The sequence below is a fragment of the Streptomyces antibioticus genome (genome assembly GCF_002019855.1).
Classification (GTDB): Bacteria; Actinomycetota; Actinomycetes; order Streptomycetales; family Streptomycetaceae; genus Streptomyces; species Streptomyces antibioticus_B.
This window is the reverse complement of record NZ_CM007717.1, coordinates 6,951,691-6,975,288: the sequence shown is the minus strand read 5'-3', so window position 1 is coordinate 6,975,288 and position 23,598 is coordinate 6,951,691. Positions and strand designations below refer to the sequence as shown.

The 23,598-nt window shown below is 72.7% G+C and carries 22 protein-coding genes; 12 read left to right on the top strand and 10 right to left on the bottom strand.

Translation table 11 applies throughout. The features are described 5' to 3' along the window. The first annotated feature begins 2 nt into the window (after positions 1-2). From AFM16_RS31510 to fdhD, 3 genes are read left to right on the top strand one after another with little or no spacing between them, the layout of a single operon-like run. A complete protein-coding gene (locus AFM16_RS31510) occupies positions 3-1,826 on the top strand; it encodes an NAD(P)H-dependent oxidoreductase subunit E (RefSeq protein ID WP_078635838.1) in 1,824 nt (607 codons plus the stop codon). Further along, positions 1,823-2,683 carry a 2Fe-2S iron-sulfur cluster-binding protein gene (locus tag AFM16_RS31505; protein WP_030789284.1) on the top strand — a complete coding sequence of 287 codons (861 nt, stop codon included), beginning with the start codon at positions 1,823-1,825 and terminating at the stop codon, positions 2,681-2,683. The genes AFM16_RS31510 and AFM16_RS31505 overlap by 4 nt, the downstream gene beginning before the upstream one ends. Positions 2,684-2,687: 4 nt before the next feature. Next, positions 2,688-3,572, top strand: a complete 885-nt coding sequence (fdhD, locus tag AFM16_RS31500) for a formate dehydrogenase accessory sulfurtransferase FdhD (protein ID WP_030789281.1) — start codon at positions 2,688-2,690, stop codon at positions 3,570-3,572. A gap of 492 nt (positions 3,573-4,064) precedes the next feature. Here fdhD and AFM16_RS31495 read toward each other — a convergent pair whose 3' ends face one another. Together AFM16_RS31495 and AFM16_RS31490 are read right to left on the bottom strand one after the other, a co-directional pair. After that, a complete protein-coding gene (locus tag AFM16_RS31495; protein WP_179123333.1) occupies positions 4,065-4,598 on the bottom strand; it encodes an isochorismatase family protein in 534 nt (177 codons plus the stop codon). Further along, complete coding sequence (locus AFM16_RS31490; RefSeq protein WP_245177846.1) at positions 4,595-5,632, bottom strand: bile acid:sodium symporter family protein; 1,038 nt, start codon at positions 5,630-5,632, stop codon at positions 4,595-4,597. Before AFM16_RS31490 ends, AFM16_RS31495 begins: the two co-directional genes overlap by 4 nt. Positions 5,633-5,786: 154 nt before the next feature. Between AFM16_RS31490 and AFM16_RS31485 the strand changes: the two genes are divergently transcribed. The 3 genes from AFM16_RS31485 to AFM16_RS31475 all read left to right on the top strand — a co-directional run bounded on the left by AFM16_RS31485 (position 5,787) and on the right by AFM16_RS31475 (position 10,079). Next, positions 5,787-6,656, top strand: coding sequence for a LysR substrate-binding domain-containing protein (locus AFM16_RS31485; RefSeq protein ID WP_030789273.1), 870 nt, complete (start codon positions 5,787-5,789; stop codon positions 6,654-6,656). Positions 6,657-7,309: 653 nt separating this feature from the next. Continuing rightward, complete coding sequence (locus tag AFM16_RS31480) at positions 7,310-9,139, top strand: AMP-dependent synthetase/ligase (RefSeq protein ID WP_078635834.1); 1,830 nt, start codon at positions 7,310-7,312, stop codon at positions 9,137-9,139. Positions 9,140-9,242: 103 nt separating this feature from the next. Next, the gene (locus AFM16_RS31475; protein ID WP_078635832.1) at positions 9,243-10,079 is read left to right on the top strand and encodes an aldo/keto reductase; all 837 of its coding nucleotides are present in this window, start codon (positions 9,243-9,245) and stop codon (positions 10,077-10,079) included. Positions 10,080-10,152: 73 nt separating this feature from the next. Here the strand turns inward: AFM16_RS31475 and AFM16_RS31470 are convergent, their stop codons facing one another. The 3 genes from AFM16_RS31470 to AFM16_RS31460 form a co-directional block, all read right to left on the bottom strand. Continuing rightward, positions 10,153-11,112 carry a class I SAM-dependent methyltransferase gene (locus AFM16_RS31470; RefSeq protein ID WP_078635830.1) on the bottom strand — a complete coding sequence of 320 codons (960 nt, stop codon included), beginning with the start codon at positions 11,110-11,112 and terminating at the stop codon, positions 10,153-10,155. 167 nt (positions 11,113-11,279) lie between these two features. Then, positions 11,280-13,004, bottom strand: coding sequence for a glycoside hydrolase family 6 protein (locus tag AFM16_RS31465; protein WP_078635828.1), 1,725 nt, complete (start codon positions 13,002-13,004; stop codon positions 11,280-11,282). A 575-nt stretch (positions 13,005-13,579) separates the two neighbouring features. Next, complete coding sequence (locus tag AFM16_RS31460; protein ID WP_078635826.1) at positions 13,580-14,536, bottom strand: helix-turn-helix transcriptional regulator; 957 nt, start codon at positions 14,534-14,536, stop codon at positions 13,580-13,582. 39 nt (positions 14,537-14,575) lie between these two features. Here AFM16_RS31460 and AFM16_RS31455 point away from each other — a divergent pair, with 39 nt between their 5' ends. Together AFM16_RS31455 and AFM16_RS31450 are read left to right on the top strand one after the other, a co-directional pair. Further along, positions 14,576-15,064 carry a hypothetical protein gene (locus tag AFM16_RS31455; protein ID WP_078635824.1) on the top strand — a complete coding sequence of 163 codons (489 nt, stop codon included), beginning with the start codon at positions 14,576-14,578 and terminating at the stop codon, positions 15,062-15,064. Continuing rightward, positions 15,061-15,540: a hypothetical protein gene (locus AFM16_RS31450; RefSeq protein WP_078635822.1), complete on the top strand. Its 480-nt coding sequence runs from the start codon at positions 15,061-15,063 to the stop codon at positions 15,538-15,540. The genes AFM16_RS31455 and AFM16_RS31450 overlap by 4 nt, the downstream gene beginning before the upstream one ends. Here AFM16_RS31450 and AFM16_RS31445 read toward each other — a convergent pair. Both AFM16_RS31445 and AFM16_RS31440 read right to left on the bottom strand, forming a co-directional pair. Continuing rightward, positions 15,506-16,270: a class I SAM-dependent methyltransferase gene (locus tag AFM16_RS31445; RefSeq protein ID WP_078635820.1), complete on the bottom strand. Its 765-nt coding sequence runs from the start codon at positions 16,268-16,270 to the stop codon at positions 15,506-15,508. The genes AFM16_RS31450 and AFM16_RS31445 overlap by 35 nt on opposite strands. Positions 16,271-16,307: 37 nt before the next feature. Then, positions 16,308-16,613, bottom strand: a complete 306-nt coding sequence (locus tag AFM16_RS31440; RefSeq protein WP_030789249.1) for a 4a-hydroxytetrahydrobiopterin dehydratase — start codon at positions 16,611-16,613, stop codon at positions 16,308-16,310. Positions 16,614-16,765: 152 nt separating this feature from the next. On the opposite strand from AFM16_RS31440, the gene AFM16_RS31435 reads away from it, so the two are divergent. From AFM16_RS31435 to AFM16_RS31420, 4 genes are all read left to right on the top strand, one after another. Continuing rightward, positions 16,766-17,608 carry a helix-turn-helix domain-containing protein gene (locus AFM16_RS31435; RefSeq protein ID WP_078635818.1) on the top strand — a complete coding sequence of 281 codons (843 nt, stop codon included), beginning with the start codon at positions 16,766-16,768 and terminating at the stop codon, positions 17,606-17,608. Between the two features lie 147 nt (positions 17,609-17,755). Further along, positions 17,756-18,619 (top strand): Sco1979 family transcriptional regulator, encoded by an 864-nt coding sequence (locus tag AFM16_RS31430; RefSeq protein WP_030789243.1) that lies wholly within the window; start codon positions 17,756-17,758, stop codon positions 18,617-18,619. 77 nt (positions 18,620-18,696) lie between these two features. Next, entirely contained in the window at positions 18,697-19,491 is a 795-nt protein-coding gene (locus tag AFM16_RS31425) for an SAM-dependent methyltransferase (protein ID WP_030789240.1), read from the top strand. A gap of 178 nt (positions 19,492-19,669) precedes the next feature. Further along, on the top strand, positions 19,670-20,146 hold the full coding sequence (locus tag AFM16_RS31420) for a nitrate reductase molybdenum cofactor assembly chaperone (protein ID WP_078635816.1): 477 nt from the start codon (positions 19,670-19,672) through the stop codon (positions 20,144-20,146). A gap of 20 nt (positions 20,147-20,166) precedes the next feature. Here AFM16_RS31420 and AFM16_RS31415 read toward each other — a convergent pair whose 3' ends face one another. From AFM16_RS31415 to AFM16_RS31405, 3 genes are all read right to left on the bottom strand, one after another. After that, a complete protein-coding gene (locus AFM16_RS31415; protein WP_030789234.1) occupies positions 20,167-20,592 on the bottom strand; it encodes an OsmC family protein in 426 nt (141 codons plus the stop codon). A gap of 68 nt (positions 20,593-20,660) precedes the next feature. Then, positions 20,661-22,460, bottom strand: coding sequence for a vWA domain-containing protein (locus tag AFM16_RS31410; protein ID WP_078635814.1), 1,800 nt, complete (start codon positions 22,458-22,460; stop codon positions 20,661-20,663). Continuing rightward, the gene (locus AFM16_RS31405; protein WP_030789223.1) at positions 22,457-23,518 is read right to left on the bottom strand and encodes an ATP-binding protein; all 1,062 of its coding nucleotides are present in this window, start codon (positions 23,516-23,518) and stop codon (positions 22,457-22,459) included. The genes AFM16_RS31410 and AFM16_RS31405 overlap by 4 nt, the downstream gene beginning before the upstream one ends. Positions 23,519-23,598: the final 80 nt, after the last annotated feature.

Genomic DNA, 23,598 nt, shown 5'->3' with positions numbered 1-23,598 from the left:
GCGTGGATCTGCGCTTCGGTGACAGCAAGCCGACCGACGAGGAACGAGCGGCCGTGGACGCCCTGTTGGGGCCGGCCGAGTCCGCCTGGGAGGGCGCGGACCGCACCGACGCCGACCTGCGCTGGGCTCGTGGCGGGCGGGCGGCCCGGGACCGCCGCGACCTGCTGCTGCCCGGACTGCACGCGATCAACGACCGGATCGGCTGGATCAGCGAGGGCGCCCTCGACCATCTGTGCCGACGGCTGACCGTGCCGCCGGCGGAGGCGTACGGCGTCGCCACCTTCTACGCGATGTTCTCCATGAGGCCCCGCCCGGCGACCGTCCTGCACGTCTGCACGGACCTGGCCTGCGCGGCGGCCGGGGCGGGCGACCTGTGCGCCGGCGTCGAGTCCCGGCTCGGCCCCGGCAGCGGGGTGGCGGTGGAGCGCTCCCCCTGCCTCGGCCTGTGCGAACGCGCCCCGGCCGCCCTCGCGATCAGGGCCGGCGACCCGGTGCGCACGGCGGTCTCGGCACCGGCCGACGTCGAGGCGGCCGTCGTCGCCGGGACCGCGCCGGACGCGGCGCCCGAGGAGCCCCCGGCGGCGTCGGCGGTGCCCCAGGCCGGACAGGACGGGCTCGTCCTGCTCCAGCGGGTCGGGGTGGTCGACCCGTCCTCGCTCGACGACTACCGCGCCCACGGCGGCTACACCGCGCTGCGCCGCGCCTTCGCGCTCGGCCCCGCCGGGGTGATCCGCGAGGTCACCGACTCCGGACTGCTCGGCCGGGGCGGCGCCGCCTTCCCCACCGGCCGCAAATGGCAGGCCACCGCCTCCCAGCCGGACCGCCCGCACCATCTGGTGTGCAACGCCGACGAGTCGGAGCCGGGCACCTTCAAGGACCGGGTCCTCATGGAGGGCGACCCGTACGCCCTGGTGGAGGCCATGACGATCGCCGGGTACGCGACCGGCGCCCACCGCGGCCATCTGTACCTGCGCGGCGAGTACCCGCGGGCCCTGCACCGGATGCGGCACGCCGTCGAGCAGGCGCGGGCCCGGGGGCTCCTCGGCGACGACGTGCTCGGGCAGGGGTTCGCCTTCGACATCGAGATCCGGCGGGGCGCGGGGGCGTACATCTGCGGCGAGGAGACCGCGCTGTTCAACTCCATCGAGGGCTACCGCGGCGAGCCGCGCTCCAAGCCGCCGTTCCCCGTGGAGAAGGGGCTGTTCGGCAAGCCGACCGTCGAGAACAACGTGGAGACGCTGGTCAACGTGCTGCCGGTGCTGACCATGGGCGCCCCGGCCTACGCGGCGATCGGCACCGGACGGTCCACCGGCCCCAAGCTGTTCTGCGTGTCGGGGAGCGTGGCGCGTCCCGGCGTCTACGAGCTGCCGTTCGGCGCGACGCTCGGCGAGGTCCTGGAGCTGGCCGGGGTGCGTCCGGGGCTGCGGGCGGTCCTGCTCGGCGGGGCGGCCGGCGGTTTCGTACGGCCCGACGAGCTGGACCTGCCGCTCACCTTCGAGGGCACCCGCGAGGCCGGCACCACCCTCGGTTCCGGTGTCGTCATGGCCTTCGACGGCACGGTCCCGCTGCCCCGGCTGCTGCTGCGGATCGCCGAGTTCTTCCGCGACGAGTCCTGCGGGCAGTGCGTGCCCTGCCGGGTCGGGACCGTACGGCAGGAGGAGGCACTGCGGCGGCTCGCGGACCGCTCGGGCGCGGCCGCCGCCGACGACGTCGCGCTGCTCAGGGACGTGGGCCGGGCGATGCGGGACGCCTCGATCTGCGGTCTCGGACAGACCGCGTGGAACGCCGTGGAATCCGCGATCGACCGTCTGGGGGCGTACGAATGACCGTGACACCGCTGGGGATCCCGCGCCGGCTGCTGGAGTTCACCCTCGACGGGGAGGCGGCCCGGGTCCCGGAGGGCGCGACGATCCTGGACGCCTGCCGGGCCGCCGGGAAGGACGTGCCGACGCTGTGCGAGGGCGACACCCTGCGGCCCAAGAACGCCTGCCGGGTGTGCGTGGTCGAGGTGGAGGGCGCGCGCACCCTGGTGCCGGCGTGCTCGCGGCGGGCCGAGCCGGGCATGGTGGTCCGCACGGACACCGAGCGGGCCCGGCACAGCCGCCGGATCGTCCTGGAGCTGCTCGCCTCCTCGGTCGACCTGTCGACGACGCCTCGGGTCGCGGAGTGGATCAAGGAGTACGAGGCGAAGCCGGACCGGTTCGGCCCCGACGCGGCCCGGCTGAACGAGACGCCGAAGATCGACAACGACCTGTACGTGCGCGACTACGCCAAGTGCATCCTGTGCTACAAGTGCGTCGACGCCTGCGGCGACCAGTGGCAGAACAGCTTCGCGATCTCCGTGACGGGGCGCGGTTTCGACGCCCGGATCGCCGTGGAGCACGACGCGCCGCTGACCGACTCGGCCTGTGTGTACTGCGGGAACTGCATCGAGGTGTGCCCCACCGGAGCGCTGTCGCCCCGCTCGGAGTTCGACCGGCGCGCGGCCGGGACCTGGGACGAGTCGGCGCAGACCCGGACCACCACGGTGTGCGCGTACTGCGGTGTGGGCTGTGGCCTGACGCTGCACGTGCAGGACAATGAGATCGTGAAGGTCACCTCGCCGCACGACAATCCGGTGACCCACGGGAACCTCTGCATCAAGGGCCGCTTCGGCTACCAGCACGTACAGAACCGGGGCTGATCACATGGGACGTGTCACCGAACGACGCAAGGTGCTCCGCATACGCGACGGGGCGGTCTCCACCCGGCCGGACACCCTGGTCGCGGAGGAACCGCTGGAGATCCGGCTCAACGGCAAGCCCCTGGCCATCACCATGCGCACACCCGGCGACGACTTCGCGCTGGCCGCGGGGTTCCTGGTGAGCGAGGGCGTCCTCGCCGAGCAGGACGACCTCCAGAACATCGTGTACTGCGCGGGCGCGACGGGTGGGGGCACCTCCCGCTCGAGCGGAGCCGAGAGCGGGGGAGGCTCGAACACCTACAACGTGGTGGACGTGCGCACGTCACCCGGGGTCACGGTCCCCGACATCACCCTCGAACGGAACGTGTACACGACCTCGTCCTGCGGCCTGTGCGGCAAGGCGAGCCTCGACGCGGTCCGTACGACGGCCCGCTGGCCGATCGCCGACACTCCCCCGGTCCGCGTCGAGCCGGAGCTGCTCGCGAGCCTCCCCGACCGGCTGCGCGCCGCCCAGCGGGTCTTCGACCGGACCGGGGGTCTGCACGCGGCCGCCCTGTTCTCCGAGGCGGGCGAGCTGCTGGACGTCCGCGAGGACGTGGGCCGCCACAACGCGGTCGACAAACTGGTCGGCCGCGCCCTCCAGAGCGGCGGGCTGCCGCTGTCCCGGGCGATCCTGCTGGTGTCGGGCCGCGCGTCCTTCGAGCTGGCGCAGAAGGCCGTGATGGCGGGCATCCCCGTGCTGGCCGCGGTCTCGGCGCCGTCCTCGCTGGCGGTGGACCTGGCCGCGGAGACGGGGCTGACACTGGTGGGCTTCCTGCGGGGCAGTTCCATGAACGTGTACGCGGGCGAGGACCGTATCGCCCTGCGGACCGCGGCCGCCCACGGCTGACCCGGTCCTCCCGCGACACGGCGGCGGGGCCCCACCCGGCGGGGAGCGCCCCCTGCGCCACGGGGCCCCGTCGCGAACACGAGTACGCCCGCCGCCCCGGTCACGGGTCTGGTCACCGCCCCGGCCGTCACCGAGCCACAGCGCTGGGAGCGCCCCTGCGCCACAGCGCCCGTCAGGGCCACGGGCCGGGCCACCACCCCGGCCGCGGGTTCACTCACCGCCCGCGCCATAGCCGCAGCGCGGGCAACGCACCCTGCGCCACAGCGCTCCGTCTCGGCCATCGGGCCTGGTCGGCCACCCCGGTCGCGGGCCGAGTCGTCGCCCCGTCGCGGGCTCGACCATCGCCCCGGTCACAGGCTCAGTCTCCACCCGGCCGTCGCCGAACCCCAGCGCGCGGAATGCCGCCTGCACCGCAGCGCCCCGTCACGGCCACAGGCTCGGCCGCCACCCGGCTCACGGGCTCAGCAGCCGCCCCGGTCGCGGGCTCAGTCGTCACCCCCCGTCGTCCCCGAACCGCACCCGTCCCGCCGTCACCACCGTGCCCAGGCGGGGGAAGTCGAGGCGGACCGAGGCGTCGTGTTCGGGCTCGGTGAGGGCGGTCATCGCGTCTTCCACGAAGACCAGGTCGTAGCCGAGGTCGGCGGCGGCGCGGGCGGTGGACTCGACGCCGAGGTTGGTGGCGATGCCGCCGAGCACCAGCGTGGTGACCCCGCGCTCGCGCAGCCGGTCGTCCAGCCCGGTGCCGCGGAAGGCGCCGATCGTCCGCTTGACGATCTCCACGTCGCCGTCCCGGAGCAGCCCGGGGACCAGCCCGCTGCCGGGCGGCTGCTCGGCGACCCCGGGACGCTCCACCCGGACCAGGACGACGAGCGCCCCGGCCGCGCGGAAGCCGTCCGCCAGCTTCTCGGCGACGGACAGCACTTCGGTGCCGCCACGGGGCGCGAGGGGCAGCGCGACGATCCGGTCCATCAGATCGACGAGGACGAGAGCGGTACGCGCGGGATCGAGCACGAGGGGTGCGGTCATGACGGAACGTTATCCGTCACCGCCCCGCCGTACCGGGCATCCGTGCCGACATGCGGGTCCACGGGATCGTTGGCGCGGCGTTTGGCGATGACCGCGCAGACCATGAGCTGCATCTGGTGGAAGAGCATCAGCGGCAGCACCGCCAGCGAGGCGTGCGCGCCGAACAGGACGCTCGCCATCGGCAGACCCGAGGCCAGGGACTTCTTGGACCCGGCGAACTGGATCGCGATCCGGTCCTCGCGGCCGAACCGCAGGGCCTTCGCGCCGTACCAGGTCAGGGCGAGCATCACCGCGAGCAGCACGGCCTCGACCGCCAGCAGTCCGCCCAGCCGGACCGGACTGACCTGCTGCCAGATGCCCTGGACCATGCCCTCGCTGAACGCGGTGTAGACGACGAGGAGGATCGACCCGCGGTCGACCAGCCCGAGCACCTTGCGATGCCGGGCGACGAAGGCGCCGATCCAGCGCCGCGCCACCTGGCCCGCCACGAACGGCACCAGGAGCTGGAGCACGATCTCCACGACGGAACCGGCCGAGAACCCGCCGCTCCCGCCGCTCCCGCCGAGCAGGGCGGCCGCCAGCAGCGGGGTGACGACGATCCCGACCAGCGACGAGAACGAGCCCGCGCAGATCGCGGCGGGCACATTGCCCCGGGCCATCGACGTGAACGCGATCGACGACTGGATCGTCGACGGGACCAGGGTGAGGAAGAGCAGCCCCTGGTAGAGCGGCTCGGTGAGGAACACCGGGACCAGACCCCGCGCGGCCAGACCCAGCAGCGGGAACACCACGAAGGTGCACACCAGGACCGTGACGTGCAGCCGCCAGTGGCGCAGCCCGTCCAGCGCCTCCCGGGTGGACAGCCGGGCCCCGTACAGGAAGAAGAGGAAGGCGATGGCGGCCGTGGCGGCGCCGGAGGCGACGTCCGCGCCGGTCCCGCGGGCCGGGAACAGCGCCGCGATCCCGACCGTCCCGAGCAGCAGCAGGATGTAGGGGTCGACCGGCATCCGACTCGGCCACGTCAGGCGTTTCACGGTGCTCCACGTACGGTTTCGAAGGTCTGTGCGTCGGGGCCGGAACGCCCCTCTCCATCGTCCTCCTCGCCTCCGTGATCGGGAATCCGGCATACCGTTCTGACTGTCATCACGGATCGCGATGACCGTCGGGAAACGGCCGTACGGTGGCCGTATGTACGAGCCCTCCCATCTGCGGACCTTCCTCGCGGTGGCCCAGACGCTGAGCTTCACCCAGGCCGCCCGCCGGCTCGGGCTGCGCCAGTCCACCGTCAGCCAGCACGTACGGCGGCTGGAGGACACCGTCGGGCGGACCCTGTTCAGCCGGGACACGCACTCGGTGGAGCTGACCGAGGACGGCGAGGCGATGCTCGGCTTCGCCCGCCGGATCCTGGAGGTGCACGAGCAGGCGTCGGCGTTCTTCACCGGCACCCGGCTGCGCGGCCGGCTGCGCTTCGGCGCGTCCGAGGACTTCGTCCTCACCCGGCTCCCGGAGATCCTGGAGGGCTTCCGGTACGACCATCCCGAGGTCGACCTGGAGCTGACGGTGGAGCTGTCCGGGACGCTGCACGAACAGCTCGCCGCCGGAAAGCTGGACCTGGTGCTGGCCAAGCGACGCCCCGAGGACCCGCACGGCGAGCTGGTCTGGCACGACGAGCTGGTGTGGATCGGCGCGGAGCGGCTCCGCCTGGACCCCGAGCGCCCGGTCCCGCTGATCGTCTTCCCGCCGCCCGGCATCACCCGCGCGCTGGCCCTGGAGGCGCTGGAGCGGCAGGGGCGGGCCTGGCGGATCGTGTGCACCAGCGGCAGCCTCAACGGACTGATCGCGGCGGCCCGCGCCGGGCTCGGGGTGATGGCCCACTCCCGTGGCTTCGTCCCGCCGGGCCTGGTGCGGGTCCCGGAGCGGGCCGGGCTGCCGGAGCTGGGCCAGGTGGACTTCGTCCTGACGCACGGCCACCGCCGGACATCGGCCCAGGGCGCGGCGGAGGCACTGGCGGCGGCAATCCTGGCCGGCGGCGACCGCCTGCACCGCCGCGGAACGTGAACCACCGCGGGGCGCGAACACCGCCGCGCAGGACGTGACCCGCCGCAGGGCATGCGCACCGCCGCGGAACATGAGCCGCCGCGGGACGTGAGCACGCCCGCGGAGCGTGAGCACTGCCGCGGGACATGAACACCGCCGCGCAGAAGGTGAGCCACCGCAGGGCATGCGCACCGCCGCGGAACATGAACCACCGTGAGACGTCAGCACGCCCGCGGAGCGTGAGCACTACCGCGCAACATGAACACCGCCGCGCAGAAGGTGAGCCACCGCAGGGCATGCGCACCGCCGCGGGACATGAGCCACCGTGAGACGTCAGCACGCCCGCGGAGCGTGAGCACTACCGCGCAACATGAACACCGCCGCGCGGGACGTAAGCCACCGCAGGGCATGCGCACCGCCGCGACACATACGCACCGCCGCGAGGCACAGGCACCGCCCCGCACGTAACCGGCCCGGGCAGATTCCGTGGAGATTACGGCACCGAAACTTACTCATACGTCAGCTTCGTGTCCGGCCCTGCCCCATGTGGCCCCATTTTCCGGCACTGACCAGCGTGGACGAGAGCTTCGTCGCCCTTCCGACCCCCTCCCGCACGGCCCGCGCGTGGGGTAGCTTTCACGGCGCTGTGCGGCCATGGGATGCGGGGTGCGGGAGTGCGCGAGTTCACCAACCCTCCGTCGGCGTCGGCACCGCCGCCGGTCGGCGGTCTGGCCGACGCCGTCTTCCGGCACGCCCAGGAGGACCCGCGGCACGTCGCCCTCGGCCGCAAAGACGAGCGCGGCGAATGGCGGGACGTGACCTCGGCCGAGTTCCGCGACGAGGTCCTCGCCCTCGCCAAGGGCCTGCTCGCCCAGGGCGTCCGCTTCGGCGACCGGGTCGCGCTGATGTCCCGTACCCGCTACGAGTGGACCCTGTTCGACTTCGCGCTGTGGACGATCGGCGCCCAGGTGGTGCCGGTCTACCCGACCTCCTCCGCCGAGCAGTGCTTCTGGATGCTGTACGACGCCGAGTGCACGGCCGCCGTCGTGGAGCACGAGGACCACGCCATGACGATCGCCACCGTCATCGACCGCCTCCCGCGACTGCGCCGGCTGTGGCAGCTCGACTCCGGATGCGTGCAGGAGCTGTACGAGGCCGGCGCGGGCGTCGAGGACGAGGTGGTGCACCGGCACCGGGAGGCCGTCACCCCCGACTCGGTCGCCACGGTCATCTACACCTCGGGCACGACCGGACGCCCCAAGGGCTGTGTCATCTCGCACGGCAACTTCATGTTCGAGGCCGACACGGTCATCGAACGCTGGGAGCCGGTGTTCCACTCCAAGAAGGGCGACGAGGCGGCGACCCTGCTGTTCCTTCCGCTCGCGCACGTCTTCGGGCGGATGGTGCAGATCGCCGCGTTCCGCGGCCGGGTCCGCTTCGGTCACCAGCCCGAGCTGCACGCGGCCGCCCTGCTGCCCGACCTGGCGGCGTTCCGGCCGACGTTCATCCTGGCCGTGCCGTACATCTTCGAAAAGGTGCTCAACGCGGCCCGCCGCAAGGCCGAACGCGACGGGAAGTCGGGGCCGTTCGAGAAGGCGGTCGAGGTGGCGGTGGCCTACGCGGACGCGGTGGAGGCGAAGGCGTGGGGCACCGGGCCCGGCCCGTCGGCGGGGCTGCGGATGCAGCACCAGTTCTTCGACAAGCTCGTCTACTCCAAGGTGCGCGCGGCGATGGGCGGCCGGGTCCGGCACGCCATGTCGGGCGGCTCGGCGATGGACCGCCGGCTGGGCCTGTTCTTCGCGGGCGCGGGCGTGCAGATCTACGAGGGGTACGGGCTGACCGAGTCGACGGCGGCCGCGACCGCCAACCCGCCGGAACGCACCCGCTACGGCACCGTCGGCCAGCCCATCCCGGGCGTGACCGTGCACATCGCGGACGACGGCGAGGTCTGGCTGCACGGCGGCAACGTCTTCCAGGGCTATCTGAACAACCCCAAGGCCACCGACGAGACCCTGCACGACGGCTGGCTGGCCACCGGCGACATCGGCTCCCTCGACGAGGACGGCTATCTCACCATCACCGGCCGCAAGAAGGAGATCCTCGTCACCTCCGGCGGCAAGAGCGTCTCACCGGGGGTGCTGGAGGAGCGGGTGCGCGACCATCCGCTGGTCAACCAGTGCATCGTCGTCGGCAACGACCGGCCGTTCGTCGCCGCGCTGATCACCCTCGACCCGGAGGCCGTCGAGCACTGGCTCCAGATGCGCGGCAAACCGCAGGCGGGCCCGGCCGAACTGGTGCTGGACAACGACCTGGAGACGGAGGTCCGCCGGGCCGTGGTGGCCGCGAACACGCTGGTCTCGCAGGCCGAGTCCATCCGCACCTTCCGTATCCTGGCCCAGCCCTTCACCGAGGAGCACGGCCTGCTGACGCCGTCGCTGAAGCTGAAGCGCAAGGCGATCGAGAACACCTACGCCGACGAGGTGGACGCGCTGTACAGCACCTGAGGCTCCGGGGCGTGAATTCCGCTGTCAGGAATGCATCACGGCCTGTGATCGTTGACGATGGGCGTATCAATTCCCTGACGGACAACCGAAGGATCAAGAGCTCGTGAGCAGCAAGGTCCCCCCGATCATCCTCAACAACGGCGTCGAGATGCCCTCGCTGGGCTTCGGCGTCTGGCAGGTGCCGGACGACGAGGCGGAGCGGGCGGTCTCCACCGCGCTGGAGGCCGGGTACCGCAGCATCGACACAGCGGCGATCTACGGCAACGAGAAGGGCACCGGCCGGGCCGTCGAGGCCGCCGGGCTGCCCCGCGAGGACATCTTCGTCACCACCAAGCTCTGGAACGGCGACCAGGGATACGACGCCACGCTCCGCGCGTTCGACGCCTCCCTGGAGAAGCTGGGCCTGGACCATGTCGACCTGTACCTGATCCACTGGCCGCTGCCGGCCCGTGACACGTACGTGGACACCTACAAGGCGTTCGAGAAGCTGTACGCCGACGGCCGGGCCAGGGCCATCGGTGTCTCCAACTTCCTTCCCCAGCACCTGGAGCGGCTGATCGGGGAGACCTCGGTGATCCCTGCGGTCAACCAGATCGAGCTGCACCCGCACCTCCAGCAGCACGCCCTGCGCGAGCTGCACGCGCAGCAGGGCATCGCCACCGAGGCGTGGTCCCCGCTGGGCCAGGGCAAGGGCCTGCTGGAGGTCCCGGCGATCGTGGCCATCGCCCAGAAGCACAACCGCACCCCGGCCCAGATCGTGCTCCGCTGGCACCTCCAGCTCGGCAACGTGGTGATCCCCAAGTCCGTGACGCCGTCGCGGATCAAGGAGAACATCGACGTGTTCGACTTCAGCCTCGACACCGAGGACCTGGCGGCGATCAGCGCGCTCAACGAGGACCGCCGCATCGGCCCGGACCCGGCCACGTTCGACGTCGGCTGACCGGACCTGTCCGCGGGAGGGGGGGCGCGACCGCACGGTCGCGCCCCCCTCTCGCGCACCGGGGCAACCTGGCCTAGACGGCCTTCACGGCGGTGTGCACGGTGTGGGCCGCCAGGACGAACAGGTCCGTCCTGCGGTGCAGGCCCGCCGGGTCGGCGGGGTCGAGCAGCCGGTCCAGGGTGGCGCGGTCGTCGGCGTCCAGGGCGTCGGCATAGCTGTCCCGGAGCCGGGAGAGCTGGTCGATCACATAGGCGCGGCCCCGGTCGGGCAGCGGGGCGGGCAGGTCGAGCAGGAAGCTGCGGCTGCGGGCGTGCTTGAGGCCGGCGGCGGCGAGCAGCGCCGACCAGTCCTCGACCACGTCGACCGAGCCCGGCAGATCGGCCCGCATCCGCGCGAACCACTCCGCCTCCAGCCCGTCGAGCCGGGCCTCCAGACTGGGGCGGCCGAAACCGAGGTCGCGCGGCAGGAACCGGGACGGCAGCCCGCCCTCCATGATCGCCAGGGTGCCGCCGGGGGCCAGCCGGTCCGCGAAGGCGGCGAGCGCGGCCCGCTGGTCGCCCAGGTGGTGCAGGCTGCGCCCGGCCCACAGCAGGTCGGCCGGGTAGTCCATGTCCTCCAGCACCCCGGGCAGATCCCCGGCGAGCGTGCCGAAGCGGTCGCTGTAGCCGAGGCGGGCGGCCCGCTCCTCGGCCCGCACCAGCAGCGGCGCGGAGCCGTCGACGGCCAGGACGCGGGCGCCGGGGAAGTTCTCGGCCATCAGACACGAGACGACCCCGGGTCCGCTGCCCGCGTCCACGATCAGTCCCGGCTCGGTGATCTCCTTGGCGAGCCAGGACAGGGCCCGCTCGTACAGGGGCGTGAACAGTTCGGCCTGGGCTTCGAGGTGCGGGGCCATCTCGGCCCAGTCGATGTCGGTGCCGTGGCCGTGGCCGTGGCCGAGCCCATGACCACTGCCATGACCACCGCCGTGACCGTGGTCGTGCCCGTGGCCGGGGGTGTCGTCGGATGCGTGCGGATGCGGGTCGTGCGCCATGGGGTCAGCCTCTCGCTCGGTATGCCGACAGCGTGCGCCGACGCACCGGGAGAAGGCCACTCCTGTTGCCGGTACGGCAAAACACCCACCGCCGAACGGCAAAAGCCGAGGCCCGCCGGGACCGGCCGGGAACAGGGCGGCCGGCCCCGGCGGCACCGCGTCCGCCGCTACGGCAGCGGCGGGTACGCGTTCTGCATCAACTGCTGGAACTGCGCCGGGAACCAGTGCCCGGACACCGGCGCGTCACCCAGCGCGCCCGACGGGTTGTTGCCGTTGCGCGGGTTGCCGGTGTAGGTCGGGTCGCACATCCGGTCGAAGCCCTTGCCCTCGTCGTTCGGGATGGCGGAGCTGGACCCGTCCGACTCGCCCGGCGGCTTCATCCACACATAGGCGTCGATCCCGGTGGCCGGGGCGGCCTGCGGGCGCTCACCGAGCCCGGCACCCGCCTGGTTGCACCAGTTGCCGATGTGGATGCGGCGGTCGAAACGGCCGCCGTCGACATAGGTGTCGACGCTGGTCGTGGCGCCCGGTCCGGCGGGCCGGGCGGAGCCGCCCCAGCCGTTGCGGGAGGTGTCGATCAGCATGCCGATGGCCGACCGGAAACCCGCGGTGACGAGCTGGTTGCGGAACCCCTGGGCGTACGACAGTTCGTCGACGTACCGGTTCCAGTCCACCCACTTCGACTCGCGGACCGACTTGCCGGCCACCGAGTCGCCGATGGTGAAGTTGTTCTCCTTCAGGGCGCTGTAGTTCGCCGTGTTGGTGATGAACCCGTGCACGTCGTCGACGGTCGCGCCCTCCGCGTTGGCCGCCTCGTAGAAGAGCTGGGCGGAGGGGGCGAAGTTGTCGTCCCAGCCGAGCCAGCCGTGGTGACCGGCGTCGATGTAGTTGTAGACGTTGGGGATCGCGCCGAGCTTGTTCAGCGCGTAGCCGACGCCCTTCACGTAGTTGCCGTTGGCCTTCATCGTGTCGCAGGCGGCGGTGGCGGTGGGCCGACTGCCCACGTTGGTCACCAGGTTGGGCAGCGAGTCGATCTCGATGGTGGTGACGATCCGCAGCGAGGCGTACTTGCTGTCGGCGAGGATCGCCGCGATCGGGTCGATGAACTCGCTCTTGTAGCGGCCGATCTCGGTCGGGCCGAGTTCGCCGTTGGAGGCGAGGGCCGCGCAGTCCCGGCCGGGCAGGTCGTAGACGACGAGCTGGACGACCTCCTCGCCGCTGCCCTTCTGGGCGAGGGCGGCGTCGAGGTGGTCGCGCAGGCCCATCCCGTCGCCCACGCCCTCGATGGCGGCGATCCGGTCCAGCCAGACGCCGGTGGGCTGGCCGGAGACGCGGCTGCCGCCCGGTTCGGCGGCGGCCTTCGCCGACCACTCCGGGTTCACGTACACCTTGGCGCCGGCGTACGGGTTGTCGACGCGGGTGGAGGGGGTGCCGGGGTCGGTCGGTCCCGGGTCGGTGGGTCCGCCGGTGCCGCCGTCGACATTGCAGGTGACGCCGTCGAGGGTGAACGTCGTGGGCAGCGCGTTGCCGCCGCTGTACGACGCCTGGAACCCGAAGCTGACCGAACCGCCGTTCGCCAGCGCGCCATTGTAGGACTCGTTGGCGGCGGTGACGGCCGTACCGGACTGGCTGATCTTGGCGTTCCAGCCGTTGGTGATCTGCTGGTTGCCGGCGTAGGCCCACTTCACCGACCAACTCGTCTTCGCGGCCGAGAGGTTGGTGACGGTGACATTCGCGGTGAAACCGGTGCTCCACTGGTTCTGCACCTGGTAGTCGACGGTGCAGGGGACGGCGGCGATGCCCGGGTCGCCCGGGACCACCGCCAGCGCGGTCCCGGAGGCCCCGGCGACCAGCGCCAGCGCGGCGAGTATCGCTGTTCTGCTACGGCTCATGAGTGCGGGTTTCCTTCTCCGTCGCGGGTGGTGTCGGTCCGGTCGTACGGTGGCGCCTTTCACTCGGGGGCACGCGGACGAGCGCGCGGCCGAATGCCGAACGCGGTGGAGGTGCGGGGTGTATCGACGCGGCGCGGTGGACGTGCGGGCGCGGCGTCATGGCCGCGGGGCGCGGCCGGTCCGGGAACGGTCACAGCCGGTCCCGGTCACGTCGGAGGACGTGACGTCGGCGGGCGTGACGGCGTCCCGGAAGCCGTCGGCTCCGGTGGGGAGTTCTGACGCGGAGGGTGTCGCATGAGCGACTCCTTGCAGCTCGGCGCCCGTGTGACGGACGCGTCGACTGATGGAATCGCTCCCACTGGTGCCTCGAAGCTAGCGCCAAGCACCGGGGAAGAACAGGGGAGTTACTGACTTTCCCTCAACAACGCGAGTCGAATGTTTTCGACTCTTCAAGCACCTTGACCCCTCCACCCGGCATCCCCACTATGGGAGCGCTCCCACTGGTTCAAGGCTTGTCGCTCCTCCCCCACTCCCGAGCCGCAAGGAGGAACCAGCACCATTTCGACTCGTGCACTTCAGTCACCCTGCTTCCGGGCCGCGTCGCCGTACCGTTCGGCCAGCTCAGCTACCGTGCGGGCGATCCGGTAGCGCAGTTCGGTGGGTTCCAGGACCTCGACGCCCGTGCCGAGGCGGAGGAACTCGGCGTGGGCGTGGTCCAGGGACTCGATGGGTACCGTGGCCCGTACCCAGCCGTCCGTGTCGGGCGGGCCCTCGACCGTCACCGGACGTCCGAGTGTCACCCCGGGCGCAAGGCGTACCACCGCCCGCCCCGTGTACAGGCGTTGATGGAAGTCGCGCTGATGGCCGGCCCACCAGGCGGCCAGGTCGAAGCTGTCCGGTCGGGTGAACTCCTCTTCCAGGACGTCGAGTTCGAGGATCTGGTCGACCCGGAACGTGCGCGGCCCGGGTCCGGCGACGACGTACCAGCGGCCAGCCTTGAGGACGAGGCCGTACGGTTCGAGGCGGCGGCGCACATCGGTGGGCTCGCGCCAGCGGCGGTAGGAGACGTCGAGCACGCGGTCGTTCCAGACGGCGTCGGCGACCGCCGGAAGCCACGGCACCGCGTCGGTGTCCGCGTACCAGCCGGGCGCGTCGAGATGGAAGCGGCCGCTGATCCGGTCGGCGTGCTCACGGACCGGTGCCGGCAGCGCGGCCCGCACCTTGAGCCGGGCGGCGGCCAGCACAGGCCCGAGACCGAGGTCGGCGGCGGGCCCCGGCGCCCCGGCGAGGAAGAGGGCCTCCGCCTCGGCCGTGGTCAGTCCGGTGAGCCGGGTGCGGTAGCCGTCCAGGAGCCGGTAGCCGCCCGCGTGCCCGGCGTCGCCGTACAGCGGGACGCCCGCCGCGGCCAGCGCCTCGACGTCCCGGTAGACCGTGCGCACCGACACCTCCAGCTCCCCGGCGAGCTGGGCGGCGGTCATCCGGCCCCGGGTCTGGAGCAGCAGCAGGATCGAGACGAGTCGGCTGGACTTCACTGACACATGGTGGCAGTAATGGGCGCTTAGCGTCCCGCCATGACCTTCACGGCCTTCCAGGAGAAGACACTGACCGCGCGGCCGCCGATCGAGGTGGCGGGCCGGTGGATCAAGCGCTACCACGTCACCGCAGACCCGGCGGGCATCGCGCCCGAGGTGGAGCGGGCGGCCTACGCCGTGCTGCCCGAGCTGCTGCCCGAGCCGGACGGCACCCCGCCTGCCACCTTCGTGGTCCTGCACCGGGGCGGGGACACCGGCGCCTATCTCAACGCCTATAGCTGGGTGTGGGACAACGTGCTGCACTACCGGGGCGCGGCGGCGGGCCAGCCGGCGCTGGGCTGCCCCGACCTCGACCCCACCCGCTTCGTCCGCCACGACCTGCCGTGGATCGGCTGCGTCTGGGAACTCCCCCCGGTCCTGCACGAACGGCACGCCTGGGTACGGCACTTGCTGCGCCCCGAAGTCCCCGACCTTCCGTCCTATCTGGCCGACGCCCTGCCCGACGGAACCACGGGAGAACGCACATGAGCGACCGGCACGACTTCGACTTCCTGCACGGCGAGTGGCTCGTCCACAACCGCCGCCGCACCGACTTCCTCGACCCGGACTCCGGCTGGGAGGAGTTCCCCGCCACGAGCCGCTGCCTGCCGCTGTTCGACGGGGCGGCCAATCTGGACGAGATCGATCTGCCGCACCTGGGTTCCCAGGGGCTCACCCTGCGGCTGTTCGAGCCGGTGCGCCGCACCTGGGCGCTGCACTGGTCCTCCAGCACCACCGGCACGCTGTTCCCGCCGGTCGTGGGCCGCTTCGAGAACGGGCTCGGCCACTTCCACGGCGACGACACCCACGACGGGAAGGACGTACGGGTGCGGTTCGTGTGGTCCGGGATCTCGGCCGACACCGCGCACTGGGAGCAGGCGTTCTCGGTGGACGGCGGACGGACCTGGCTGTCCAACTGGACGATGGCCTTCAGTCGGCCGGCTTCCGGAACGCCCGCAGGGTGAACTCCGGTTCCGGGCGCGGGCGTTCCTGGTCGGGGAGGGCCGCGAGCCGGGCGGCGAAGTCGTCGGCGAGGGGGTGGCCGGGCGGCAGGGTGACGAACCAGCCGCGGCGCAGATCGGTGATCGCGCGGCGCGGGCTGCGGCCCTGCCCCCGCCCGGGGAACCGGGCACGGCCCGCGGGCAGCAGCCCGCGGTCGGCTGCGTACCCCTCGACCAGGGCCTCCGCGTCGGACGCGGGCCGGTGGGGGCGGGAGGCGAGGACGACATCGATGTCGCTGCCCACGTTGTGCGAGGCGCCCTTGTCGACGGTGGTGACGTAGACACCGCCGGGCCGCAGCACGCGGGCGCACTCGGCGACGATCCGGCGCGCGTCGCCCTCGTCCTCGACGAGATGCAGCAGCCATACGCTCGTGACGGCGTCGAACACGCCGTCCGGGAAGGGCAGTCGGCGGCTGTCGGCGCGCACGATCGTGCCGGGCAGCCGGGCGGCGGCCTGCCGGGCCATCGCCGGGGACAGGTCGACGCCGGTCACCCGCAGACCGGGCCGGCCGGCCGCGAGCCGCCGGGTGACGATGCCCGTGCCACAGGCGACGTCCAGCAGCCGGGCGGCGTGCGACGGCCGGGCCGCGTCCGGCGGCAGCAGGCCGAGGACGGCCTCCGCGGCGGCGGCCGCCCGGGGCTCACCGCCGCGCATGGCGTCGTAGCGCTCGGCTTCCTCGTCGTAGTCCAGCACGCGCGCCCCCCGTCTCCTCGCCCCGCCCGCCCGCGGGTCAGCGCGCTCCGTGGGCGGGCGCCGCGTCCCGCACCCGCCGGGCGAGCGCGATGTCCAGGTCGGTGATCGCGCCGCCCGCGCTGTGCGTGCTGACGGCGAGGCCGACCGTGTCGTAGCCGAGGGTGATCTCGGCGTGGTGGTTCAGCTCGTCCTGGATGCGCGCGACATGGACGACCAGGGCGGCCGCGGCGAAGTGCGAGTCCAGCCGGTAGGAGCGGGTGAGCCGGCCGTCGTCCAGGGACCAGCCGGGCAGCTCGGCGAGCCGGTCCTCGATCTCCTTCTGCGAGAGCGGTTCCGCGGCCATGGCCTGACTCCCTCCGTGGGTGTCGCGTGCCTTCCAGCGTGCCACAGCCGGCCGGAAACGGCCCTGGTCAGATCGGCGGCGCATGCGCGAGGGCGGGGCGTGCGGAAGCCCGCCGGGGCGTACCGGACCGGCCCTCCGTTACGGTCGTACGCATGGCCTCCGTCGCGACCGGTCCGCACGCCCCCTCCCCCACCCCCACCCCCACCGCCGCCGCCGCACCGGGGGTCGGTCCGCTGTTGCGGGCCTGGCGGGAGCGGCGGCGGATCAGTCAGCTCGAACTCGCCCTGCGTGCCGGCTCCTCCGCCCGGCACATCAGCTTCGTGGAGACGGGCCGCTCCCGGCCCAGCGAGGAGATGGTGCTGCGGCTGGCCGAGCACCTCGACGTCCCCGTCCGCGAGCGCAACGCGCTGCTGCTGGCGGCCGGTCACGCCCCGCGCTACCCCGAGACCCCGCTGGACGACCCGGCGCTGGAGGCGCTGCGGGCCGGGCTGGAGACGCTGCTGACGGGGTACGAGCCGTATCCGGCGCTGGTGGTGGACGCGACGTACGACGTGGTCGCCGCGAACCGCGGGATCATGACGCTGCTGGACGGCGTCCCGGAGTCCCTGCTGACGCCGCCGCTCAACGCGATGCGGCTGACCCTGCACCCGAGCGGCCTCGCGCCGCGCATCCGCAACCTCCGTGAGTGGCGCGGCCATCTGCTGCACCAGATGGAACGGCAGATCGCCCTGCACCGCTCGGCACCGCTGCGCCGGCTGTACGAGGAGGTCGCCGCGTATCCCGTGCCGGAGGGCCGGGACGACGAACCCTGCGGACCCGTCCCGCACTTCGCGCTGCCGCTGCGGATCGAGCACGACGGGCGGCTCCTGTCGTTCGTGTCGTCGATCTCCACATTCAACACACCGATGGACGTGACGGTCGCCGAGCTGGCCGTCGAGACCTTCCTCCCGGCCGACCCCGAGACGGTCAAGTACCTGCGCATGACGGCGGATTGACGGAGCTTCAGGACAGTCGGCACGGTCCGTCCGCAACCGGCGGAAGGCGGCTCTCCGGATGTGGCGAAGACCTCCCTCGGTCCCGGTGAGCCCCCGTCCCGGACGTGGCACACTGGCCCGCGTGCCGACACGTAGGGGAGACGTGGCGTGAGTGAACGACGGCCCGCGCCCACGGTGGGGCAGGTGGTACTCGGCAGAAGGCTCCAGGAGTTGCGCGAGACGGCCGGACTGGCCCGCGAGGAGGCGGCCCGCGCACTGCGGGTGGCCCCGGCGACGGTCCGGCGCATGGAGACCGCGGAGGTCTCGCTGAAGATCCCGTACGTACAAGTGCTGCTGGACGCCTACGGCGTGCCGGCGGGAGAGGCGGCAGCCTTCATCACGCTCGCCGAGGACGCCAACCGGCCCGGCTGGTGGCAGCGGTTCCACGACGTCCTGCCCGAGTGGTTCAGCCTGTACGTGAGCCTGGAGGGCGCGGCCCGGCTGATCCGCTCCTACGAACCCCACTTCGTGCCCGGCCTGTTGCAGACCGAGGACTACGCGCGGGCCGTGCTGGAGGCCGGCACCGTCGGCCGCACCACGCCCGAGTCGCTGGAGCGGCACGTGTCGCTGCGCATGGCGCGGCAGCGGCTGCTGGACAAACCCGACCCGCCGCATCTGTGGGCGGTGCTGGACGAGACGGTGCTGCGCCGCCCCGCGAGTCTGGATCCGGCGGTGATGGCCGCGCAGTTGGACCGGATGCTGGAGCTGTCCGAGCGCGACCGGATCACGCTCCAGGTGGCCCGGTTCGCCGACGGCCCGCACCCGGGGACGGCCGCGCCGTTCACGCTGTTCCGCTTCGCCGAACCGGAACTGCCCGACATGGTGGTGACGGAGTATCTGACCGGTGCTCTGTACCTCGACTCGCGCAAGGAGGTCGCCGCGCATCTGGAGGTCCTCGACCACATGACGGCGCACGCCGCGTCCGCCGAACGCACCGTGCAGATGCTGCGGGACGTCCGCGACAGCCTGTGACCCCCGCCCCCCCCCCACCGCCGGACCTCGCACCCGTCACACCCGCCCCGCCCGATCCCCCCAGGAGAAGACCCCGCATGACCGAGTCCTCGGTACCCCGTATCGACACCAGCCGTCCCCACCCGGCCCGCGTCTACGACTGGTGGCTGGGCGGCAAGGACAACTACCCGGTGGACGAGGAACTGGCCCGCTCCATCCTCGCCGTGGACGGCACGGTGCGGCGCGGCGCGCGGGCCAACCGCCGCTTCATGATCCGGGCCGTGCGGGACTCCGCCGAGTCCGGGATCCGCCAGTTCCTCGACATCGGCACCGGGATCCCCACCGAGCCCAATCTGCACCAGGTCGCGCAGGGTGTGGCGGCCGAGGCGAGGGTCGTGTACGCCGACAACGACCCGATCGTGCTGCGGCACGCGCAGGCCCTGCTGCACAGCTCGCCCGAGGGGTCCACGCAGTACGTGCACGCCGACGTCCGCGATCGGGACGCGCTGCTCGAACGGGCCGCCGAATCCCTCGACTTCACCCGGCCGGTGGCGCTCTCCCTGGTGGCGCTGACGCACTACCTGGACGACAGCGGGTACGCGCTGGTGCGGGAGTACATGGCGCGGCTCGCCCCGGGCAGCCGGCTGATCCTGTCCCAGGTGACCCCGGATCTCAGCCCGGAGGCCATCGAGAAGGCGGCGAACGCCTTCCGGCGCAGCGGTACGCCCTTCCATCCGCGGTCCATGGCCGAGTTCGCGCGCTTCTTCGAAGGTCTCGAACTGCTCGGCCCGGGTCTGATCCCGGTCTCGGGCTGGCGGCCGGACCCCGAGGACGTGGCGCTCCAGGCCGAGGGCATCGTCCCGGTGTACGCCGGGGTCGCCACCAAGCCCTGACCGGGGGTCCTGGCCACCGAGGCTCGTCGTGCCTGGTCAGCGCGGTCCCGGCACCCGTACGGGTGCGGTGAACGGGTGCGCTCCCGCGCCCGCCCCTAGCGTCGTAGACCGGGGCGGGCGAGGGAGCGCAGGTGCCCGACACGCGGGCGTCGCCCCCGAGCGACTCGAAGGAGGCGTGATGCCCTCGGACGCCGTGCTGTACCAGGCCGCCGCGCTGTGTCTGACGTATCCCGACGACGCCCTGCGCGACCGGCTGCCGCTGCTGCGCGAAGCGGCGCCGCAGCTACGGGAGTTCGCCGATCACGCGGCCGTCACCCCGCCCGGCGAGCTCCAGGCGCACTACGCGCGGGTCTTCGACGGGGAGGACCCGCACAGCCTGTACCTCAGCCGCTGGCCCGGCGGGCTGCCGCTGGCGCGCTTCGAGGACCTCTACCGGGTGCACGGCCTGACGTTCACCGGCGAGGAACTGCCCGACTTCCTGCCGTCCGTACTGGAGTTCACGGCCCGTACCGGCGAGACGGAGCTGCTCACCGGGCACCGCGAGGGGCTGGAGCGGCTGCGCTCCCGGCTCACCGGCTCCGGTACGCCGTACGCCGCCGTCCTGGACGCGGTGTGCGCCGCGCTCCCGGCCCCCGGGGACCTGCGGGGCCGGTGAGCCGGGAGCGGGCCGGCGGGTCAGGCGAGCTTGGCCGACAGGGTGATCGTCGTGCCGGTGAGGGCCTGGCTGACCGGGCAGTTCTTCTTGGCGTCCTCGGCGGCCGCGGTGAACGCGTCCTCGTCGAGGCCGGGGACGGTGCCCTCCACGGTGAGGTGGATGCCGGTGATGCCCTCACCCGGCTGGAAGGTCACGTCGGCGGAGGTGACCAGCTTGGTGGGCGGGGTGCCCGCGCCGGCCAGTCCGTGCGAGAGGGCCATGGAGAAGCAGCTCGAATGGGCGGCGGCGATCAGCTCCTCCGGGCTGGTCTTGCCGTTCGCCGCCTCGGCGCGCGACGGCCACGACACCGGCTGCTCCCCGATACCGGAGGAGTCGAAGGTGACGACGCCGTTGCCCTGGAGCAGGTTGCCTTCCCAGACGGTGTGTGCGGAGCGCGTGGTGGCCACGGTGGTTCCTTTCGCGTGGGTGTCCCGTCGGACGGGTCTCTGTGTCCCCCATCCGATCACACTCTCGCTCACCGCACCCGGAACACCGGCCCCCGCGCCGTGAACGGCAGCCGGGCGCCCTGCGGGATCAGATAGGCGTGTTCGCGGCGGATCCGCAGGACGTCGCACCAGCCGTCGGTGATGACCAGCACGGGCGCCCCGCGCGGGAAGTCCTCGGCGCGCAGCAGGAGATCGACGCCGGGCTGGAGGACCGTACCGCCGCGGCCGTGCACCCGGACCCGGCCCGCGATGTCGGCGACCGGCAGATAACCGGCGTCGTGCGGCGCGGCGTCGCAGAAGACGACCCGGGCGGCGGGGACGTCCCGGGCCTCGGCGTAGGAGGCGATGGCGCCGAGGGCCTTGCCGAGGAGGGTGCGGTCCATGGAGCCGGAGGTGTCGAGGACCACCCCGAAGGTACAGCGGGCGACCTCCTCCGGCGGAAAGTAGCGTCCCGCGCGCGGGATGGACGGGGTGGACGCCTGACGGCGCGAGGGGCGGGAGAAGGAGCGCAGGGGTTCCGGGCGGGGCACGAACTCGTCGAACCAGCGGGCGAGTTGCGCGTCCCAGGGCAGCGGCGGGTGGCTGAGCGCGCGGATCTCCTCCACCAACCCGCCGGGCAGGAAGCCGCGTTCCTGCCGCTCGTGCAGATCGAGGCCCTGGGCGAGGCCGCGGCGGTAGAAGCCGTCGAGGTCGACATGGTCGCAGGGCGGGCCGAGCGGGCCGCCGAGGATGTCGCCGAGGCCCTTGCCGCGCAGGGTGGCGAGCCTGCGCATCCGGCGCAGATCGCCGGCGATCCGGTCGTAGACCTCCTCGGCGGACAGGCCGCTCAGTTCCGGGTCGTGGAGCAGTCCGTGGGGCATGGTGCCGACCTGCATCTCGCGCAGCCAGCCGTTGACGACGTAGTCGCAGGCGACGTTGAAGAGGTAGGGGTCGCGGGTGCCGCAGCGGTCGCCGTGGCGCAGGGCGGCGTGCAGCATCTCGTGGGCGAGCACGAACCGCCATTCGTCGTCGTCGAGTTGGTACAGCGGGTTGACGTAGATCTCGCCGGCCTCGGTGTCGACGGCGGCGACGCGGATGCCGTGGGCGCGGGCGAGTTCGGCGTCGGCGACGAGCCGGATGCCGGCCGCGATACCGCCGAGCAGCGGGTAGGAGGAGATGAACCAGCTCAGCGCGCGCTCCCAGGAGCGGGTGGGCGCCAGCTCGTCGTGGAGGGTGGCGCGGCGGCCGCCGGCCATGTCCATCGCGGCGGACACGGTCCGGGTCAGGGCGGTGGCGAAGGCCGCCTGCCGGTCGGGGGGCGGTCCCTGGCGCCAGAGGTCCCAGGGCGTCAGCACCTGGTCGGGTTCCGGTCCCGCGGTGCCGCAGTGCTCGTAGGCGGCGGGCAGTACGGCCCGGCGCCAGCGGGCGGCGAGCCGCTCCTCGTCGCCGTCGGGGTAGGTGAGCGGATGGTCCTCGGGCGGGGTGCCCAGCGGCGAGCTGAGCAGGAAGCGGTTGACGACGACGCAGCGGGCGGCGAGGTCGAACCGGTCCGGCTGGACCCGGGCGCCTTCGGCGGCCGGGAGGTGGCCGAAGCCGAGGTGGAGCGCGGCGTGGGCGAGGGACCAGGCCCACTGCGCGGGTTCGGCGAGGCTGGCGGGGTGGACGTGCGCGACGCCGTCGGAGTCGACGCGGACGAGTCCGTCGCGGGGTGCGAACGGGCACTCCGCGTCGCGGCAGACGGTGAAGGAGACGGCGTTCAGGGCGGGGTGGCCGCGCACCAGGGCGAGGCCCGCCTCGAACGCCTCCTGGGCGAGGTCGCGTTTCTTCTTCCCGCGGCCGGGGCGGCTCATCGGCGCGCCTCGACCAGCCGGGGCATGTCCCGGGCCGCCTCCACCAGGAACCAGGCGGGCAGCACGGGGTTGCCGTCGGCGTCGGAGGCGATGACGGTCTGCGCGACCTCGACGGATATCTCGGCGAGCTGGACGAGCAGCGACTTGGCGCGGTGGGCGGTCTGCCGGCCGTTCGCCGACATGTGCTCCTTGACGGCGGGGAGTTCCTTGACGAGTCGGCCGCGGAACGAGTCGGCGAGGTAGTAGAGCAGGTCGCGGTCCTCGACGCGGTGCGGCCAGGAGGCGTCGCCGCGCAGGACGGCCTCGATGCCGTACCGGCTGCGGACGATCTTGACGTAGCCGCAGAAGGCGGTGGCGTGCGCGGGCGTCAGGGTGCCGTGGGCGAGGACCTTCAGGGTGTCCTCGTCGAGGTCGCGGCCGAAGGAGTGCAGCGCGTCGGAGAGCATGTGCCAGGAGCGGGGCGTGGAGAACGGCTCCTCGGTCTTGGGCGGCTTGGACCACAGGTGGTCGGGGCGGTCGGTGAGGTGGTCGAGGATCCAGGGGTGGATGCCGTGGCCCGCGGCCCAGGCCAGCCAGTCCCGCGGGGACGCCTCCAGATGGACGTGGGCGAGACGGTTGACGAGCGCGGAGGCGATCGGCCGGGCGAGCGCGTTGTCGGTGGCGCGGTTGCCGGCGCCGATCACGATCGAGCCCGCGGGCAGTTCGTAGCTGCCGATGCGGCGGTCCAGGATCAGCGAGTAGAACGCCTTCTGCACATCGGGGGTGGCCGCGTTCAGTTCGTCCAGGAAGAGGCAGTACGGCTCGTCGCGGGCGATGGCCTCGGGCGGGCAGAACACGGAGCGGCCGTCGCGGATCTGCGGGACGCCGATCAGGTCCTCCGGGGCGAGCTGGGTGCCCAGCAGGCTCACGCACTCCAGTCCGAGCGATTCGGCGAACTCCCTGACCAGGGAGGACTTTCCGATGCCGGGGGCGCCCCAGAGGAACACCGGCCGGACGGTGGCCAGGCCGAGGAGGAGTTCGGGGACGCGGGAGGGGGTGACCGTGACGGCAGCCTGCAAGGCGGGGGCTCCTCGGGAGCGTTCGGGGGACGGGACGACACGGTCAGTGTGTGCGTACGGCTTCCCGGGCGCAGCCGATT